Source organism: Aliivibrio sp. S4MY1 (assembly GCF_028765545.1).
Classification (GTDB): domain Bacteria; phylum Pseudomonadota; class Gammaproteobacteria; order Enterobacterales; family Vibrionaceae; genus Aliivibrio.
In genome coordinates, this window is the sequence record NZ_JARACP010000014.1 from 1 (window position 1) to 20,119 (window position 20,119).

Annotated in this window: 17 protein-coding genes; 10 read left to right on the plus strand and 7 right to left on the minus strand. The window is 38.2% G+C overall.

The window, feature by feature from the left end; translation table 11 throughout:
* Positions 1 to 270: 270 nt before the first annotated feature.
* Positions 271 to 4,068 carry an autotransporter assembly complex protein TamB gene (tamB, locus tag PVK71_RS15265; RefSeq protein WP_274419845.1) on the minus strand — a complete coding sequence of 1,266 codons (3,798 nt, stop codon included), beginning with the start codon at positions 4,066 to 4,068 and terminating at the stop codon, positions 271 to 273.
* Positions 4,065 to 5,786, minus strand: a complete 1,722-nt coding sequence (gene tamA / locus PVK71_RS15270; protein ID WP_274419843.1) for an autotransporter assembly complex protein TamA — start codon at positions 5,784 to 5,786, stop codon at positions 4,065 to 4,067. The genes tamB and tamA overlap by 4 nt, the downstream gene beginning before the upstream one ends.
* Before the next feature lie 113 nt (positions 5,787 to 5,899).
* Here tamA and msrA point away from each other — a divergent pair, with 113 nt between their 5' ends.
* The gene (msrA, locus tag PVK71_RS15275; RefSeq protein WP_274419841.1) at positions 5,900 to 6,478 is read left to right on the plus strand and encodes a peptide-methionine (S)-S-oxide reductase MsrA; all 579 of its coding nucleotides are present in this window, start codon (positions 5,900 to 5,902) and stop codon (positions 6,476 to 6,478) included.
* A 62-nt stretch (positions 6,479 to 6,540) separates the two neighbouring features.
* Here the strand turns inward: msrA and PVK71_RS15280 are convergent, their stop codons facing one another.
* A complete protein-coding gene (locus PVK71_RS15280; protein ID WP_274419839.1) occupies positions 6,541 to 6,750 on the minus strand; it encodes a DUF1107 domain-containing protein in 210 nt (69 codons plus the stop codon).
* 250 nt (positions 6,751 to 7,000) lie between these two features.
* On the opposite strand from PVK71_RS15280, the gene PVK71_RS15285 reads away from it, so the two are divergent.
* The 7 genes from PVK71_RS15285 to PVK71_RS15315 all read left to right on the plus strand — a co-directional run bounded on the left by PVK71_RS15285 (position 7,001) and on the right by PVK71_RS15315 (position 12,270).
* Entirely contained in the window at positions 7,001 to 7,552 is a 552-nt protein-coding gene (locus tag PVK71_RS15285; protein WP_274419838.1) for a YtfJ family protein, read from the plus strand.
* A 68-nt stretch (positions 7,553 to 7,620) separates the two neighbouring features.
* Complete coding sequence (locus PVK71_RS15290; protein WP_274419837.1) at positions 7,621 to 7,911, plus strand: DUF2607 family protein; 291 nt, start codon at positions 7,621 to 7,623, stop codon at positions 7,909 to 7,911.
* A 49-nt stretch (positions 7,912 to 7,960) separates the two neighbouring features.
* Positions 7,961 to 8,596, plus strand: coding sequence for a zinc uptake protein ZrgA (gene zrgA, locus PVK71_RS15295; protein WP_274419836.1), 636 nt, complete (start codon positions 7,961 to 7,963; stop codon positions 8,594 to 8,596).
* Positions 8,597 to 8,632: 36 nt separating this feature from the next.
* The gene (locus PVK71_RS15300; protein WP_274419835.1) at positions 8,633 to 9,319 is read left to right on the plus strand and encodes an ABC transporter ATP-binding protein; all 687 of its coding nucleotides are present in this window, start codon (positions 8,633 to 8,635) and stop codon (positions 9,317 to 9,319) included.
* Positions 9,316 to 10,575: an ABC transporter permease gene (locus PVK71_RS15305; RefSeq protein ID WP_274419834.1), complete on the plus strand. Its 1,260-nt coding sequence runs from the start codon at positions 9,316 to 9,318 to the stop codon at positions 10,573 to 10,575. Before PVK71_RS15300 ends, PVK71_RS15305 begins: the two co-directional genes overlap by 4 nt.
* An 8-nt stretch (positions 10,576 to 10,583) precedes the next feature.
* Positions 10,584 to 11,069, plus strand: a complete 486-nt coding sequence (locus tag PVK71_RS15310) for a DUF3299 domain-containing protein (protein ID WP_274419833.1) — start codon at positions 10,584 to 10,586, stop codon at positions 11,067 to 11,069.
* Between the two features lie 307 nt (positions 11,070 to 11,376).
* Positions 11,377 to 12,270 (plus strand): TIGR03899 family protein, encoded by an 894-nt coding sequence (locus PVK71_RS15315; RefSeq protein WP_274419832.1) that lies wholly within the window; start codon positions 11,377 to 11,379, stop codon positions 12,268 to 12,270.
* Between the two features lie 99 nt (positions 12,271 to 12,369).
* Here PVK71_RS15315 and cysC read toward each other — a convergent pair whose 3' ends face one another.
* The 4 genes from cysC to cysD are packed head-to-tail and all read right to left on the minus strand — an operon-like array spanning position 12,370 to position 17,124.
* Entirely contained in the window at positions 12,370 to 12,987 is a 618-nt protein-coding gene (cysC, locus tag PVK71_RS15320) for an adenylyl-sulfate kinase (RefSeq protein ID WP_274419831.1), read from the minus strand.
* A 14-nt stretch (positions 12,988 to 13,001) separates the two neighbouring features.
* Positions 13,002 to 14,729, minus strand: a complete 1,728-nt coding sequence (locus tag PVK71_RS15325) for an SLC13 family permease (protein WP_274419830.1) — start codon at positions 14,727 to 14,729, stop codon at positions 13,002 to 13,004.
* A gap of 21 nt (positions 14,730 to 14,750) precedes the next feature.
* Positions 14,751 to 16,187, minus strand: coding sequence for a sulfate adenylyltransferase subunit CysN (cysN, locus tag PVK71_RS15330; protein WP_274419828.1), 1,437 nt, complete (start codon positions 16,185 to 16,187; stop codon positions 14,751 to 14,753).
* A gap of 28 nt (positions 16,188 to 16,215) precedes the next feature.
* Complete coding sequence (gene cysD, locus PVK71_RS15335) at positions 16,216 to 17,124, minus strand: sulfate adenylyltransferase subunit CysD (RefSeq protein WP_130087979.1); 909 nt, start codon at positions 17,122 to 17,124, stop codon at positions 16,216 to 16,218.
* A 370-nt stretch (positions 17,125 to 17,494) separates the two neighbouring features.
* Here cysD and cpdB point away from each other — a divergent pair, with 370 nt between their 5' ends.
* Complete coding sequence (cpdB, locus tag PVK71_RS15340; RefSeq protein ID WP_274419827.1) at positions 17,495 to 19,477, plus strand: 2',3'-cyclic-nucleotide 2'-phosphodiesterase; 1,983 nt, start codon at positions 17,495 to 17,497, stop codon at positions 19,475 to 19,477.
* A gap of 183 nt (positions 19,478 to 19,660) precedes the next feature.
* A complete protein-coding gene (locus PVK71_RS15345; RefSeq protein WP_274419826.1) occupies positions 19,661 to 20,113 on the plus strand; it encodes a GNAT family N-acetyltransferase in 453 nt (150 codons plus the stop codon).
* The last annotated feature ends 6 nt before the right edge of the window (positions 20,114 to 20,119 follow it).

The window sequence follows — 20,119 nt, forward strand, 5'->3', positions numbered from 1 at the left end:
TCATTTTATCTATTTAAGTTTCAGTGTCAAGCACTTATTTGAAACTAAACTTTTCAACCATCTTATCACCAACCCTTTGCTACTCTAGGTTGAGCGCTCCGTGTCAGTGAGGTCGCATTATAGGGAGTTCGATCACATTAGCAAGCGTTAAATGCATTTTTTTGTATGTTTTCTTTCTATTTGATGGTCATTTAAGCAATAGAAAACTTATACTTTATTACCCCTACCAGCCTAACAGCTTACCCACAAAGTTATCCACAGTAGGTGTATTTAATCAAAACTAAACTGATAAATTAAATCAACTGCACTATCTACTCCAGATATAGCTTCTATATAAAGATCGCTAATAATTCGATACCTTAACGTAAATTCACCAAGTGAATTAAAAATACCAACCCCATACTTAACTTGTAAATCAGGTGCTATATAACCGCTTATTGTCACTTGCGAATCACCACCGGAACCGGCGGTATCCAATTGTAAGTCTTGCACACCAAATGCTTGGCCAATCTCTCCGACTACTTTACCGCTTTTAGCAAGGCTTAACCCTATCAGTGTCGTCGTCATAGCATTTCCACCAGATTCACTATCTATATCCTGCCCTCTTAATAAATAAGATAACGCATTTGCTTGGGGCATAGATGGAGATGAGAATATCTCTACTCTTGGCGTATCTGCTGGACCACTCACTTTAACCCCCGCTACCACATCATCCTGGGTATTATCTGGATTTCGAATAGCTTCGATATCTACATAAGGCTGATCTGCTGGACCATTAAATAAAATCTTTCCTTTTCTTATTTGTAAATCTTGTCCGAAAGAACGATAGGTACCATCTTCAATATTTACTTCTCCAGTAATAAATGGCGCTTTATTTCTCTGAGTTACATTTAATTGACCAACAAGACCAGCTTCTAAACCAAATGCAGAAAGAAGCACATCATTACCTATCGAGATTTTGATATTGGTTTCGACTTCCATTGGTAAGGTGGTTGCAGTCTCTACCGGTTGAAGCTCATTATTTAAAATCACTTCATCCTTTGATACACCAACCGCACTTTCTGGCAATTCATTAACGACAATTCTCCCCCATGGGATACCTATACTGCCAGTAATCTTCGCTAATGTCGGAATAATGCGAATTTTCATATCTGGCTTAACTTTTAATTTAACCATGGGAGGTACATTAACTTGAAGTTCATTACCGAAGACATCGAGTCCAGCTTTCCAATTCTTTAAATCATGCCAGTCCGCTGAACCATTAATATGTAAATCACCATCAGGGGTCGTTATCTTCGAAACAAGTTCTCCATCGTAACCATTCATCTTAATTTTGATATCACCATTAGAAATATCAACCGGGGAGACCTCACCTTTAACTACTACTTTATTAATAACGAGATCACCAACTGACTTGGGATGAAGTATCGGACCTGAAAAGTTAATCTTTGAGTTAATAATCCCTTGGAGTTGACTGTATTCACCTAATGCAGGTTCAAACATCGATAATGACAACGCCTCTATATTGGATATTCCTTTTATTGTTTTCTTGCCTGTTAAATCATCTATTAACATCTGTCCATTTAATTGACCGTTATCAGTCAGACCAATAAGCCAATTTGCATTAAGAGCATCATCTTCCATTTCTGCATTAACTTTTATCTCATCCCAACCAATAATTAATGGTTGTTCCATTTGTTGCTGAACATTTCCTTTTGGTAAATACAAAGCCGCTTTTACATACGGTTTCTTTTGCTCTTCCCACTTTGCAATTACGTTTAAATTAGCCTCCCCATTAACTTTTGTCTCTTCTGGGAAAAAAGCTTTTAACTTGCTAAATTCGAAGTGATTTACGCTTAAATCAACAATTCCTGATTTTCCCGCTAATAAATCTTTATTTAAGCAAAGTGACGTTACCCCCTGGCTCCAGCAATTAGCTTGAACAAATACTTCTGAGGTTTGGATGTCATAGGCTAATGCTGCTTTCTTATTTAATCTCCAAGGACCAATTTCAGTTTTGACTTCAGCTTTTGATAATTCACCCTTCCAAGCTTTTTTTCTATCGAGAGCACCATCAATAACGAGGTAAGAATCAATGACATTTGAATCTAGATTGACACTTAAACGGTGGCTTTCTTCTTTACCATTAAATTTAATATTTAACGCTTCAAGTATCTGCTTTTTATATTGCCCTTTACTTAAATCAACACGAAGATCAGCATTGATTTTTGGCATTGGTACTATATACCCGTTGATAGACGCTTTTTTTAACGTTGCTTCTTTTTTCCACTTTAACCCAAGCGCATCTATATCAAGTTCAATCTTAGGTTCTGTTATTTTTCCACTTAATCTAATGTCACCAAAAAGCTTACCGTATAAATCAGGAACGCTATCTGACAACTCAGGAAAATCAACATCGACATTCAAATCCAATTCTTTATTAACTTCACCAATAACTTCAATACCATTATCACCATGCTGCAATGCTAAACTTGGGATATCGATATTAAACTCTCCTTTACCATCTTTATCATGAGCAAAAAGAGAACCATGGACATCTAATGGGTACTTCCTAAATATCCCCTTGATATCGATCTCAGGTAACAAAGCATTCCAGCCCCCCTTCTCTGTAAGTGAACCACTAGTCGAAATCCTTCCGCTAATATTACCTTCAGCAGCTTCCCATTGAATACCAGGTTGGATATTTTGAAGATCAATATCCCCTTTCCACTGCAGTAATGAACGCCAATCTATCTCAGCACCACCTGAAACCTGCCCGCCCAAAGTATCGATAAGCAAATCATTTATATTTACAGAGCTCGTATCTCCCTTACCTTCTAAACGAATGTCTGTTTGAGGAACCTCTTTTCCCTCTATATAAAGAGAGCCTGAGAATTGATACTTATTTAAATCACCTTTTGCTCTTATATTAGGGATTGATGCTGTTATAGATTTGTCACCAATAAGCGGCCAATAAACATCCCCTTTTGATACTTTGATATTGAAAGGTAATGTCGATTCTAAAGGCTGGAGTTCAGCATCAATATTTGCTTGTAATCCACCACTCAATTTAACAGAGGCTTTTAAATCAGCAACGCTTCCCTCTGCATCTAAGGTCACTTTATGTCCCTTTAGCTCCGTTTCTTTAACTTTTAAAACAGCATTAAGAGTCAACGGATAATCGCCATCAAGCTTAACATCACTGTCCATTCTTAAACTTGCTTGCGGCATATCTAAATAAAAATCTTTTACATGGACATCATGTTCCCCAGCCTTAGCAATAAAATCGAGTTGATTTACTTTAATTTGAGAGTCTTGCTGTAACGTAAAATCTCGTAAGGCAAATTTCTCAACATTAATATTTAATGGCATATAAATAGAGGGAAGAATAATTTTTGAGGTTGGTTTTTCTTTTGGTGATTCATCTGTATTTTCTTGAGATGCTTTTTGTTTAGCTAACTCGACGCTTACCTTTTCCCAAGCAAGAGGAGTAACTGTCAAATCACTATGATGTAGTTTTACACCAGTATTAAATGATCGCCATTGAATACGGTTACCTAAAATATCCATATCAATATTATTCAAACTAATATTCGTTACATTAATAGGGATAGGAATAAATAGAAGGCTTGGCTCTACGGGCTCCGGCTCTTCGGTTTTTTGAGTTTCAGGCAACTCAGGCAAGACTAATGTCAAACCATCAATAGATATATCATCAACACAAAGTGCCGGTTGCATTAAGCATTCAGGGGTAAAAGTAACACTCAAATAATTTACTTTGGCATCAATAAACATCTTATCTTGATAAGATATCCCACTTAATGAAAATTCAGGTAATACACTCCCCTCAACTTTATCTATATATAAAGAAGGTAATGCTTTTTCTGCCCCCCAAACAAGCAACTTTAATCCTGGGTTAGTAAAAACAATAGCACCTACCAATAAGAGTAGAACCAAGATTAGTATTGGGAAAAATAGTGCTAAACAAATACAGTGACGACTAAAGCGATGCTTTTTCTTTTGCTTTGCATCGAATAATTTCTCTTGGTTTTCTTCTAAAGAACTCATACTTCAGGTCCTAAAGTGAAATGTACTTTAAATTCATCTCCAGGTTCAGCATCCAAACCCCAAGCGAAATCAAGACGAACCGGCCCAACTGGCGATGCCCATCGTATACCCAAACCTGCGCCCATCTTCCAATCAGGAGTTGATATCCACGCGTCACCATAATCCACAAACGTTGCTACCCACCAATTACCAACAACTCGATATTGATATTCTAAGCTAGTGGTTGCCATAAATTGGCCACCAGTCAAATAGCCATTTTTATCTTTTGGTGAGATTTCTTCATAACCATAACCTCTAACACTATTATCACCACCAGCGAAGAACCGAATAGAAGGAGGGAGCTTATAAAAGTTATCCGTATACATAGCTCCAATCTCGCCTCTTGCTACACCACGATGATTTTCACCAATACTTCTGACTATTGCACCCTGAGCTAAAAGACGCAGTAATTTTGCATCGGATGTTAATGCTTGATCCGTTGCCTCTATACTGAATGTTTTTTTATCCCCCCACATAGGCATGGTGCCACCACGTGAACGACTTTTAGAAAATGACATTCCAGGTAAAACTAACCAAGCTGTGCCATCTTGGATCCCTTGAGTAAACTCTTCATAAAGAAAGCGGGTATAGATGGTTCTATGCCAACCCGAATCAAATACCCAATGACGCTCAAAAGCCAAATTTGACTCTAGACTGTCGGTATCTCGGTTATCGACATTCTTCAAACCATACTTAGCAATGTAATAATCTTTAAGTACCTGCTCTAGCGGGATCTTATACGATACTGTCGCTTCTTGTTCCGGTTTAGAGATAGAAAGTCCTGTATCTAAACTGTGTCCATATTCATTAAGCCATGGTTTTTTCCAACGGATCTTGCCTCTAACACCGACATCGGTTGAGTAACCAATACTGGTTTCTAATTGATTTCGAACTTGAGGTGATAAATGTACATTCATTGGTAGCTGTCGACTTGTTCCGACAGCATCTAAATCTGGCTCAACATAAACAGATGAAAACCATTCAGTATTAGATAGGGATTGATTTAACTCACCAATTTGACTTGCGAGGTATGGATCGCCTTCTTTGAAAGGGATAATTGAGCGAACTCGCGACTCTTCAATTTGGCTTCCTTCGATCTTTGTATTGCCAAAATGATAGCGCTGACCACTTTGATAATGCAAAAGAACCAAAGCTTGATGCCGTCCTGGTGCGATTTCTAAACGACTTAAAGTAAATTCACCATCAAAATAACCCTTTCTTAACGCTAAGTTCTGCAAAGTTCTTTTTAGATCTTCATATTTACCATGATTAATTATTTCACCTAGATTTAGCCCGGAATTATCAACTGCATTGATAAAATCAATATCCGTTTTTGCTTCTCCCGTTATAGTAATATCACTGACATAGATATAAACAGGTTCGCCAGCATTCACGCTAAACACTAACGTATGATCGCCTTCTTTACCTTCAATGGAGAAATTCATCGATGGATCGTAATAACCTAACGCTTTAAGTGCATCTCGGGCATTTTTTTCAAGGCGAGATTGGAAACGAAGTGAAGTAGAGTACTCCTCTTCTGGTATAGCTGAAATATACGCTTCAACGTTACTCAGCAAAGATCCTTCTAAACCCTCTATTTCCAATTCTGTTTGTGCTGATACTCTTACTGAGAGTAGAGCCAAATAAGAAATAAATAAGAGGGGTAACTTCTTTGTCATACTTATAATTATTCTATTGATTCATGAATGCATTCTATGTAATGGTAATTTACTCGCTTTGTAGAGTAGCACAAGGTAAAAGTCTTCTAAATGACTCAGTTGAAGGATACGACATGACCATAAATAAACAAGATTCACTTTCCCCCCACTTTCTTACACTGGTTGATTTAAAAGCAACCCCTCCAGACCATGATGTTATTTATTTAGGCATGGGCTGCTTTTGGGGTGCAGAGCGTTTATTTTGGCAATTGTCTGGAGTTTATTCAACTGCCGTTGGGTATGCAGGAGGAGAAACTATAAACCCAAGCTATAAAGAAGTCTGTGCGGGAACAACAAATCACGTTGAGGTAGTAAAAGTCGTCTTTAATCCTACTCTTATTTCCCTTGAGACTGTGCTTCATTCTTTTTGGCAAAATCACAATCCAACACAAGGAATGCGTCAAGGTAATGATATAGGAACACAGTATCGTTCTGTTATTTATACTAATTCAGAACAACAACAGCTAATTGCAGAAGAAACGCAGCAGCAATACCAAACCGCATTAGAGAAACAAGGTATTAATGCACCAATAACCACAGAAATACTGCCTATAAATATTTTCTATTTTGCCGAAGAGTATCATCAACAATATTTAGCAAAAAATCCTGATGGTTACTGCGGGTTAGGTGGGACTGGAGCCTGCTTCCTATAAACAGAAAAGGTGCTCATCACGAGCACCTTTCAATCTTAATATCATTAACACTGTCTATAATATTACGCTGACACTACTGAAAGTTGGCGAATGTGCTGATTTACCTCACTCATTACTGATAACATTTTTCTATTCTCTTTATTTGGCATCAGTAGTTTGCCCTCATCGAATTCAAAAGAACCAATACCTTCAATATGAAGTTGCCCTTTAAATAGGGTTTTAACAAAGCGAGCCACTTGAAGTGGTCTATAAGCCTTAAAATTTCTAAACATAGCCATTACCTCAATAATCCATATAAGGTGTTCATTAAACGTCCATCAAAAATATACAACTTTGCCATTCACGTTCTAAATGGCATTCTAATTAAACATTTGATTAACATTATAGTTCGCAAAACAGCGTGCGACAAGTTGGACTTTACTTTTTTACAACAATTTACGATTGATAGATTTATACTGGTAGAATCGCTTTTTATTAATCTCTGCACTACACTACAAATTCTTATTTCTAAGGATAATAAAAATGAACACAGTAAAGCTATTCGCTCTTAGCGCTTGTCTATTGCCTTCTCTTTCTTTAGCTCACAACATTTCATTAAACCAACCAGTACCATCAGTAACAGTTAAACAATATGGCGAAATAACTTACACCAACGACACCCCTACTTATCAAAAATGGAACAGTGATCAGCTAAAAGGAAAGGTTCGAGTTTTACAAGCCATTGCAGGCCGAAGCAGTGCAAAAGCAATGAACGCCGATCTTATGAGTGCTATCACCTTAGAAAAGTTCCCTGAATCAACATATCAAACTACAACTATTATCAATCAAGATGATTCTATTTGGGGTACTGGTGGATTTGTAAAGTCATCTGCTGAAGAGAATAAAAAAGAATTTTCATGGTCATCTATGGTTCTTGATGAAAATGGTAAGGTAGCAAGCGCTTGGGATCTTAAGCCTGAAAGCTCAACTATTATTGTTCAAAATAAAAAAGGGAATGTCATTTTTGTTAAGGAAGGAAAGCTATCTTCTGGTGAAATTCAGCAAGTCATAGCCCTAATCCATGCTCAGCTATAAATAAATGGCTTGATTATCAATTGTTATATTATTACATTTACCGCTTATACTCTTTTTAAGGCGGTACAATGCAATCGTACTTTTTTACTAAACAGCGTTGGTTAAATTGGAGTTTAGCTATTACTCTAACGCTGTTTAGTGTATTGGTTGCCCATCACCAAATTGATGCTAATGCACAGCACCATGAGAACCATCACTGCCAATTGTTTCATTCTATTGGTTCTGGTTTTATTGTACATATCGCCTCTCCCCCGATCATTCCTCAAGTTATTGTTAGATTAGTATTCTCTATTGTTGAAAATAGTGCCCCATTTTCAATAACCGTACACTCGCGAGCACCTCCCTTACCTGTCGTCTAATATTCATAAATACACCACATTTATAACACTTAGATAATAGGAAGCAATTATGCTTATCTGTAATAAAAAAAATGCTCTACGATTAATGATTTCTAGTACCTTATTCTCAACCCCACTAATGGCTTATGCAGGTGATCATCATCATGACGATCATGAACATTCTGAACATCGTCAACACGGGGCACACGTTCATGGTGTTGTAGAAACAAATATTGCTCAAGATGGTGACCATTTACTTTTTGAAATCACTGCGCCAGGGTCTGACGTTGTAGGATTTGAACACGCTCCTAAAAACAAAGAACAAGAGCAGTTATTAGAGCAAGCTATTGCTAAACTAAAAACGCCAAATGCAATTTTCTCTCTGCCAGAGTCTGCTAACTGTAAAATTTCAGAGGTACATGCTTCACATAGCATGAAGCATGATGATCATGCTGAGCACGATGACGATGACCATGATAAACATGACCATGATAAGCATGAGCACCACGAAGAACACCAAAGTGAACACGGTGAATTTACAGCTCAATATGAATACCACTGTGAAACAATCTCAGAGCTAAACCAAGTCGAAACACAATGGTTTAATGTCTTTTCTCATACTCAAAAAATGACCGTTCAGTATTTAGGTGATTCAGGACAGAAAGCGGCAACCTTAACCGCTAAAAAAGCAGTTCTTGCTCTATAATTTAGGCATGACGGTGGCAACACCGTCATTATTAATATGAATATAATTGAATTATCAAATCTGACTTTTTGTTGGCCAAACCACACAGAGCAAACTCTTAATATTCCAAGTTACCAGCAACAACAAGGAACCAAGGTATTTATCAAAGGCCCAAGCGGCAGTGGTAAATCAACCCTTCTTAGCCTCCTTACAGGGATCTTATCCCCTACCGAAGGAACCGTTAGTATTAATGGTACTGACATTAACCAATTAACATCAAATCAGCGAGATCGATTTAGAGCAGATAATATTGGCTATATATTTCAGCAGTTTAACCTACTGCCTTATCTTTCTGTTATTGATAATGTGATTTTGCCATACCAATTTTCCTCAAAAAAAGAACTATCAAAACTAGAGCTTATAAAAGAGGCGGAACGCCTACTCAATCAACTTCAGTTACCTGTTTCACATTTTAGTAAGCCGATTACTGATTTGAGTATTGGTCAACAGCAGCGAGTCGCAGCAGCAAGAGCCTTTATTGGAAAACCCAAATTGATCATTGCAGATGAACCAACCTCAGCATTAGATCACGACAGTCGCTTTGCTTTTATTCAACTCTTAATGGAAGAGTGTGAAAATAGTGGTGCAGGGCTACTCTTTGTTAGCCATGATCCAAGCTTAGAATCTCTTTTTGATCGTTGTATTGATTTAAGAACCCTAAATAATGTGGGAGACGTGCTGTGATTGGTATTGCTCAGTTAGCCTGGAAGAGCTTAAAAAACCGTAAAACTACCGTAATATTAACCATACTCACTATCGCTATTTCTGTCATGCTATTGATGGGGGTTGAGCGCATTAGAACCCAAGCAAAAACCAGCTTTGCCAATACTATATCTAACACAGACTTAATTGTTGGTGCACGCTCTGGTCAGGTTAACCTACTGCTTTATTCAGTTTTCCGTATCGGTAATGCCACCAACAATATTGATTGGAAAAGTTATCAAGAGATCAGCAATCAAAAATCAGTAAAATGGTCAATTCCAATCTCTCTAGGCGATTCTCATAAAGGCTTTAGAGTCATGGGAACCAACCAAGATTACTTTCGTTTTTACCAATATGGAAAAAAACAGCCACTAACGTTTAAAGAAGGTAAGCCATTCTCACACTTATTTGATGTTGTTCTCGGGGCCGATGTGGCAAAGAAACTAAACTACCAATTAGGTGATAAATTAGTTATTGCTCATGGGATTAGTGATCAATCCTTTACTCGCCATGATAATTTACCTTTTACCGTTACTGGTATTTTAGCTCCAACAGGAACACCTGTAGATAAAACTCTACATGTTTCTTTAGGCGCGATAGAAGCGATACATGTTGGCTGGGAGAGCGGAGCTCATTTAGGTAATACCCCTGATGCAAAAACATTAGAGCAACATCAATTTGAGCCCAAAGAAATTACAGCGTTCATGCTAGGGCTTAACTCAAAGATTCAGACTTTTGCTCTTCAGCGCTATATTAATGATTACAGCAAAGAACCCCTTAGTGCCATTCTTCCTGGTATAGCTTTACATGAGTTGTGGGGAATGATGTCGATGGCAGAACAAGCTTTATTAGCTGTCTCTGTTTTTGTAGTCATTGCTGGGTTAATGGGAATGCTCACTAGCTTATTGACTAGCTTACAAGAAAGACGACGAGAGATGGCGATATTAAGATCGATGGGAGCTCAACCTAAACATATTTTTGCCCTACTTGTCAGCGAAGCCGTCGTAATAACGACTTTTGGGATCATCGTAGGCCTACTGGGTTTATATCTTTCTTTATCTATATTACAACCCATAATCCAACAGTATTATAGCATTGCCATTGAACTTACATTACCTAGCTTATACGAATTAAAGCTGTTAGCTCTTGTTCTGTGCTCTGGTTTTATTATTGGCGTCATACCTGCCATTCAAGCATATCGACACTCATTGAGTGACGGTATGACAATTAGACTTTAAGGATAAATATGAAAAAGAAATTCTTACTCTGTTTCTTATTACTTCTGCCCTTTAGCGCAATAAGTAATGAAGTATTAAAACTCGATTGGATTGACTTAGTTCCTGAACAAGAAAGAAATCAATTTGATGCGGTAGGTATGCCTAAAGTTGATCATAATGGTGCCCAAATGCAGCAATCTCTTGTTGGCGGAGTTCGACAAGAATTAAATGGTAGCATGGTAAAAATACCAGGATTTGTTATTCCTTTAGAAGGTGATGACAAGGTAATTACTGAGTTTTTACTGGTACCTTACTTTGGGGCTTGTATTCACGTACCACCACCACCACCAAATCAAATCATTTATGTGAAATTTAAAAAAGGCGCACCAATACAACAATTATGGGATGTCATTTATATAGTAGGGACACTAAAAACAGAAACCATCAATAGTGAATTAGCAGAGACCGGCTATCTTATTGAAGGAATTAGCCTAGAAGAATATGATGACGAATAAAATGTAACTTATATGTAAACTCGCGTTTATCTTTCCTATTGTTATATATAATGGGAAAGATAGACTAGCGTTGCAGTATAACTCGTTGCAATCACTACACTATACAATACTTTTTTTAAATTTGACCCTTTCATAAAATCCCCCTTGTAAAAACCACACTTGTTATTTTAACAAAAATTTATCATTTCACCATATTTAGACTCTCTCTTTTTGTTAGTTTTTCTTAATTATTGTTTTGAGATTAAAGTTTTTATTTTCTAATACCGATAATATAAAAAGAGAACCGTTACTCAGGGCTAGGTTAATCATGAACTCACCACAAAAAATCATCACAAAAGATGAGCAAATAAAAGAACAACCAACACACAAGAAAGAACATTACGTTGTAAGTAGTGCTCGTCGACTTACTGAGATCGCGGTAAAACAAGGTCTTGCTGCAAAACTGCAAACACCGAAACCAGAAGAAACACTTCTAAAACGCGCTTTGTATCGAGAGAAATTATTACGTGAGCAGCAACAGCAAAACTTAGAACAAATAATTAAATTTGCTTATGATTATTGTAATGATGAGACTGCGGGAGAGCCCGACCCTGATTGGCTTCATCGTTTTTTTGAAATGGCTAAAGATATCCATGACTCATCCATGCAGCGTTTATGGAGCCAGATTTTTAAACAAGAGCTCATCACTCCCGGTTCAACGTCAATGAAAGCACTCAAAGTGTTAAAAGACATGACTCAACGAGAAGCACAAACATTTCAACGAGCAGCCTCATTAGCCTGTAGTTTTGGACAAGACAACAGTAAAAAATTACTTCTCGGCTATAAATGCGCTGGCACTCTCTTCAATCTGTATAAAACAGAAGGCCCACAACTGGTTCATTTAGGTAACTATAAGCTTCCTTACTCCAGTTTATTGCTGCTTATTGAACTAGGCTTATTGCTTGGCACTGAATTAGAGTCTGGAGAAATAGAGTTTGAACCCGCATTACCGCTGCAATATCAGGGTAAAAACATTGCGATAAAACCAATCCAAAAAGGGGCTAGACTTGTTTATTACCGCTTCAGTCCAACAGGGGCTGAGCTATGTAAGTTATTAGGGAATAAACCTAATGAAAATTATTACGACAATCTCATTAGCCTGCTAAGTCAAAAGTTCATTGTGGAAACTGACGTAAAGAAAACCATTTCAACAACAGCTTAATTGTCTTTCTTCTTTTCATAATAAAGCCCTTAAATAATCAAATATATAAGGGCTTATGTTTAGGTATTTAGATAGGTAATGCGATGAGAAAAATCGCTCTTACTGAATAATCGCTCTTGCCTTCAAGGCTATTAAGCATTGCTCAACAAGTGCATCAATTGACTCTTTACCCGCAGGCAAATCGATCTCAGGATTTAACGGCTGTTGGTATTCAGAATCAATCCCTGTAAAGTGTTTTATTTCTCCTGTTCGTGCTTTTTTATACAAGCCTTTAGGGTCCCTTTTTTCACATTCATCCAAAGACGTATTCACAAATACTTCTAGAAACTCGCCCTCTGGTAGTAATTCTCGAACCATTTGGCGCTCTGCTCTATGAGGTGAAATAAACGCACTTAATACAATTAACCCGGCATCAGCCATCAATTTTGAAAGCTCTCCGATACGTCTGATATTTTCTTGCCTATCATGATCCGAAAAGCCTAGATCACTACATAAACCATGACGAACATTATCTCCATCTAGCAGATAAGTATGATAACCAAGCTCTACTAATTTATTTTCTAATGCTCCAGCTATGGTTGATTTCCCTGCGCCAGATAGCCCAGTAAACCAAAGCACTGCTGGCTGCTGGTTTTTCAATTTAGAGCGAGTGTCTTTAGTTACTGAATGTTGGTGCCAAACAATATTTTCATCTTTCACAACGTCTTTGACAGTCATGTTTCATCCTTGAATTAAAATGGGAAAAAATAAGGGATTAACGTAAGTACCAAAACCGAATAAATAATCGACATGGGTAACCCCACTTTTACGTAATCAAGTAGCGTGTAATTACCCACACTAAATACTAATAAATTGGTTTGATAGCCATAAGGAGATATGAAACTAGCACTTGCCCCAAATAATACCGCCATAATAAATGGCATTGGATCAACCCCGTAGCCTAGCGCCATGCTATACCCGATAGGGAAAGCCAAAGCCGCTGCTGCGTTATTAGTAATTAACTCAGTTAGCACTAAGGTAATTAAATAAACCGCAATCAAGGCACCAATAACTCCCCAACCGTTAAATAACTCCATGAACATATTGCCGAGCTGTACCGACAAACCCGATGACAACATTAATTGAGCAATAGAGAGTGCAGCCCCAACAATAACGACAATGTCGATAGGAAAGCGTCGGCGTAGTTCTCCAATATTAATCACACCAAGCGCTAATAATGCCAAAATATAAACAGACAACCCTTTGATAATTGGAAATACATTCAATAACTCAGCAGCAATAACACCAGCAAAACCCAACAAAACTAGCGCACTTTTATCGCCATCCAGTTTTGCTGCAGAATCAAGATCACTAATAATGACAAATTCACGCTTTAACTGCTGTTTACTCTGTTCGAAATCTTTTCCCGGTACTAAAACTAACGTATCTCCGGCTTGAAGTTCAATCTTACCTAACCCCCCTTCAAGGCGTTCGTGTCCACGTCGAATCGCAACCACCACGGCATCAAAACGATCTCTAAATTTCGAAGATTTAATGCTTTTTCCACGAATGGAGGCCGATTGGCTCACCACCACTTCAATTAAGTTTTGACCATTTAAATGGTGCTGACCAAAAAGTGTTAAACCATTAATTTCTTGTAATGTAGTCACACTCTCAATATCACCACAAAACAATAATCTATCACCGGCTAATAGCACCATCTCAGGATCAACTGATACTATTGTTTTTCCTTCTCTAATCACTTCAGCCAAAAATAGTTTTCTTAATGCTCTTAAGTTATTTTCTGCAATCGACTTACCAACCAATGGTGAGCCTCCTTCGACTCTTGCCTCTAAGAAATAAGGCAACTCATCTTGATGGCCTTCATCGTACTGGGGCAATAAATAACTTAGTGGTATTAGAATGAATAACCCACCAAGTAGCACAGCGATACCAATGGTCGTTGGTGCAAAGAAACTTAAACTTGGTAAACCTGCATCTTCGACAAAACTATTAATAATTAAATTGGTAGAAGTACCAATTAGAGTTAGGGTACCACCTAAAATTGCAGCGTAAGAAAGAGGAATAAGCAGGCGAGAAGGTGCGTGACGTTGATTGCGCTTTATTGCTCCAATTAACGACACCACCACTGCGGTATTATTAGTAAAAGAAGAAAGAATAGCGGTTGATAAGCCCAATTTGCCTACCACACTCCCTAACCTTCCTTCCGAAATATGGCGCCCAACCCAACTGATAAGGCGTGTTTTTTCTAAAGCACAAGAACTCAGGATTAATAACACCAAAGTTAACAGTGACGAGTTAGTAAAGTTTTTTGCCAAACTAGGTAAATCAATCATCCCTAGCATAAAAGCAATAAACGCTGCCCCTGCAAAGATAACGCTTGGTTTTAATTTACTTGCTAATAGACTCACAATAATTAGAGCCAATAAAGCCAGAACGAATCCTTGTTCCCATGCCATAGACAGCTCCTTTTTAAGTCATTAACTTAAAAGCTTAGAAATATCTTGTGCTCCCCAATGAGGGAAATGTTTACGCACTAACGCATTTAACTCCACCTCAAAAGCACTGACATTATCATTGATAGGCTTCACATCACTTAATTCAGATAGGTTTTGGATCATCCCTGCCCCTACCGTCACATTAGTTAAACGATCGATAAAGATAAAACCTCCAGTGTCTGCACAATCTTGGTACCGATCTAAGCTTACCGCTTCCGTTAATGACACATCACACAACCCAATACCATTTAATGGCAGCTCTGGTGCATCAAAGGTTTCTAGGCTATTGATATTTACCTGATGATGAATCGCATCAATTTGACCTACCGTTTTCTTACCGGCAATTTTAATGTCGTACTGACGACCTGGTTCTAACCCTTTTTCTGTCATCCATACAATCTCAGCTTTAAACTGATTCGTTGCTTGTAAGCTCGAGTTCGCTTTCACCAACAAATCACCACGACTAATATCAATTTCATCTTCTAGAGTTAGAGTGACCGCTTGTCCTGCTTGTGCTGACTCTAAGTCACCATCAAACGTCACAACACGGGCCACTTTTGATTTTTTACCCGATGGTAGCGCTACAATTTCGTCACCAACAGCGATGCCACCCGATGAAACGGTGCCTGCAAAACCACGAAAATCTAGATTTGGACGATTCACATACTGCACTGGAAATCTGAATTCTCCATTACCTCTGTCTGAATCGATATCTATGTTCTCAAGCACCTCTAGTAGAGGTACACCTTGATACCAAGCCAGTGCTTCACTCTGGTTTACCACGTTATCTCCTTCTAGGGCTGATAACGGTAGAATTGAAATATCTAGGCTTGGATTATTTAACTTCTTAGAAAACGTTAAGTACTCTTCTTTAATCTCTTCAAAGCGAGATTGGGAGTAATCAACTAAATCCATTTTATTTACCGCGACCACAAAATGACGAATACCAAGAAGGTTAGCGATATAAGAGTGACGACGAGTTTGATCAAGCACCCCTTTACGAGCATCAATCAAAATAACTGCAACATTACAGGTAGATGCGCCGGTCGCCATATTACGGGTGTACTGCTCATGTCCCGGTGTATCGGCAATAATAAACTTACGCTTTTGAGTTGAGAAATAGCGGTAAGCAACATCAATCGTGATCCCTTGCTCACGCTCTGCTTGCAGGCCATCAACTAATAATGCTAAGTCAGGGCGTTCGCCCGTCGTCCCTACGCGTTGGCTGTCTGCATGAACCGCATCTAACTGATCTGCATAAATTTGTTTTGAGTCATGGAGTAATCGGCCTATGAGGGTACTTTTACCGTCGTCCACCGAACCACAAGTTAAAAATCGAAGTAATGATTTGTATTGATGTTCTTTTAAATAAGCTTCAATACCAAGCTCTTCTAATTGTTGCTCTACTGCACTATTCATTATTTAATCCTTCCTTAGATGCTTGATATTAAAAGTAGCCTTGGCGTTTTTTCAGTTCCATGGAACCTGATGAATCATGATCTATCGCGCGACCTTGACGCTCACTTGAGGTGGCAACCAACATCTCTTCAATAATTTCAGGTAAGGTATTTGCGGTTGATTCCACAGCACCAGTCAATGGATAACAGCCCAAGGTCCTAAAGCGAATGTCTTTATGTTGGATCTCTTCGCCTTCTTCTAACTCTAAACGTTCATCGTCTACCATGATCAACATGCCATCACGCTCAACTACTGGACGCTTCTCAGATAAATAAAGCGGAACAATTTCAATATTTTCTAAATAGATATATTGCCAAATATCCAATTCAGTCCAATTTGATAATGGGAAAACTCGGATGCTTTCCCCTTTATTAACTTGGCCGTTATAGGTATTCCATAACTCTGGACGTTGATTTTTTGGGTCCCACGTATGATTTTTATCTCGGAAAGAATACACACGCTCTTTAGCTCGAGATTTTTCTTCATCACGACGTGCACCGCCAAAAGCCGCATCAAAACCATATTTGTTTAGCGCTTGCTTTAAGCCCTGAGTTTTCATGATATCGGTATGCTTTGATGAACCATGAACAAATGGGTTAATCCCCATTGCTAAGCCTTCTGGGTTCTTATGTACCAATAAGTCAAAACCGTATTTTTCTGCCGTTTTTTCTCGAAATTCAATCATCTCTTTGAATTTCCAATCTGTATCAACATGAAGAAGTGGGAATGGGATTTTTCCAGGATAAAAAGCTTTGCGTGCAAGGTGCAGCATGACTGAGGAGTCTTTACCAATCGAGTACATCATTACTGGGTTATCAAACTCAGCAGCAACTTCACGAATAATGTGGATACTTTCAGCTTCTAGCTGTTGTAGGTGAGTTAATCGTTTTGCGTCCATGTATTTTTGTCCTTTAGGCTAAATTTGGTAATGACACCATTAATGGAATTAATTGCCCTAACAAGCATCAATTCTCTTTTTACATGGTGGCTATTTTTCATTCCAATAAAGTCACTATAGACGGGTTGCTTTATTACCTGAAATTCTAAAATTTCATTTTTTATTCGATTTAATGCTAACGAAGTTTTTCTTAAATAAAACGAGGCACAAAAAACAGCGTATAAATTCATGTTTAAGCTGTGATCTTGTTACCGTAAACCACACGGAAAGAAGATCAAGCGCACACATTAGAAGACAAATTACATTTATAACATAACCAATCTGTTATCTTAATTGGCGCTTTTATGATTATCACCTTTTGGAGAACACTATGAAACTCTCTGCTAAACCTGTTTCACTTGCTGTATTAGCTGGCTTAGGCTTATTCACAATTTCTGGCTGCACACCATCACCAGTAGATACAAACGAAGTGATTAAATTGCGTGTTGTAGAAACAACAGATATTCATACCAACCTTATGGATTATGATTACTACAAAGATAAGCCATCTCAAAAAATTGGCTTGGCGCGCACAGCGACTTTAGTTAAAGAGGCTCGTAATGAAGTAACAAACAGTGTTCTTGTTGATAATGGTGATTTACTGCAAGGTAGTCCAATGGGTGACTACATGGCAGATAAAGGCATTGAGGCTGGCGAAGTTCACCCAGCATATAAAGCTATGAATCAATTAGATTACGATGCAGGTAACATTGGTAACCACGAATTTAACTATGGTTTAGAGTTCTTAGCAGAATCAATTAACGATGCAGATTTCCCATACATCAGTGCTAACGTTTATGATGCAAAAACCAAAGAGCATTACTTCAAGCCATATATCATTAAGACACATACATTTAAAGATACTGCCGGCGTAGAACACGAAATCAAAGTCGGCTACATCGGTTTTGTTCCACCACAAATCATGGTGTGGGATAAGAAAAATCTTGAAGGTAAAGTCTACGCTCGTGATATCAAAGAAACCGCAGAAGAGTTGATTCCTCAAATGAAAGCGGAAGGCGCGAACGTTATTGTTGCTATTCCTCACTCAGGTGTATCAACTGACCCGTACAAACAAGGCGAAGAAAACTCTACTTACTACTTATCTGAAGTCGAAGGTATTGATGCAATCGCATTTGGCCACTCTCATGCTGTTTTCCCAGGTAAAGGGTTCGACAACATGCAAGGTATCGATAACAAAAATGGCACCATCAATGGCGTTGCCGCTGTTATGCCTGGACGTTGGGGTAGCCATGTTGGTGTAATGGATTTAACTCTTGAACAAAAAAATGGTGAGTGGGTTGTTGCCAACGGTAAGTCAGAAGCTCGCCCTATCTTTGATGAAAAAGAGAAAAAATCATTAGCAGCGGCTGATGAAGGTATTGTTAAAGCACTAGAAGCCGACCATAAAGGCACACGTGAGTTCGTTAACCAACCAATTGGTAAAGCTGATGACGTAATGTATAGCTTTTTAGCATTAGTTCAAGATGACCCAACAGTTCAGATTGTTAACCTAGCGCAAAAAGATTACGTTGAGCACTTTATTCAAGGTGATCCTGATCTAGATGGTACTCCTGTACTTTCTGCTGCTGCTCCATTTAAAGCAGGCGGTCGTGGCAATGATCCAACAAACTTTACTGAAGTTGAATCAGGCCAATTAACGTTCCGTAATGCAGCGGATTTATACCTATACCCTAATACGTTAGTTGCGATGAAGGTCACAGGCAAAGAAGTGAAGGAATGGCTTGAGTGTTCTGCTGGTCAATTTAAACAAATCGACATCAATAGCACAGCACCGCAACAGTTAATTGATTGGGATGGTTTCCGTACCTATAACTTTGATGTCATTGATGGTGTTAACTACCAGATCGATATTACTCAACCAGCAAAATATGATGGTGACTGTAAAGTAATTAACGAAGGTTCTGAACGTATTGTCGGTTTAACTTACCAAGGTAAGCCAATTGATGCGAAACAAGATTTCCTTATCGCAACTAATAATTACCGCGCTTACAGCAACAAATTCCCGGGAACAGGTTCTGATTTCATCGCATTTGATGCACCTGATGAAAACCGTACAGTGCTTGCTAGCTACATTTCACGTGTAAGCAAAGAAGAAGGCCAAGTTAAACCAGCCGCTGATAATAACTGGTCTTTTGCTCCAATTGAGAGCAATAAGAAGCTGGACATTCGCTTTGAGACATCACCAAGTGACAAAGCCGCTCAGTTCATCGAAGATAAAGGTCAATACCCAATGAAGCGTGTAGCGACTGATGATGTTGGCTTTGCGGTATACCAAATTGATTTAGCAAAATAAATAAAATCTAAATGTTCTACAGCATAAATAGCATGGTGATTTCACCATGCTATTTTTTTGTAACTAATAAGGTGATCTATTTATTACGCAGAAAAAGAAAATAAAAAAATAAAGATTAATTGGTGCCTAAAAAAACAAACATAGGTATCTTGATAGTATTCATGTTCTATCGAGATAACACTTATGATTCATTGGCAAAAAATACTATTTAATAACTTAACTACCGTCCAACTGTACGATCTTATCCGCCTAAGAATCGATGTTTTTGTGGTTGAACAAACTTGCCCATACCCTGAGTTGGATGGCAAAGATTGCCAAGATGGGGTTTATCATTTAATTGGGACTAAAAATAATGAAATAATCGCCTGTGCTCGATTACTTCCAGCGGGAATTAGTTATAGCAATGCCAGTATTGGTCGCGTTGCAACAAAAGAAACAGCAAGAGGTAATGGTTTAGGTCACGAACTCATCTCTCAAGCTTTACTGAATTGTGAAGAATTATGGCCGGGGGAAAGTATTGATATTGGGGCTCAAGAACATTTAACTCACTTTTATCAAAAACATGGTTTTAATGTAATCTCTAATATGTACCTGGAAGATGATATCCCTCATGTCGACATGCGATTAGCTAAGTAGTACGAA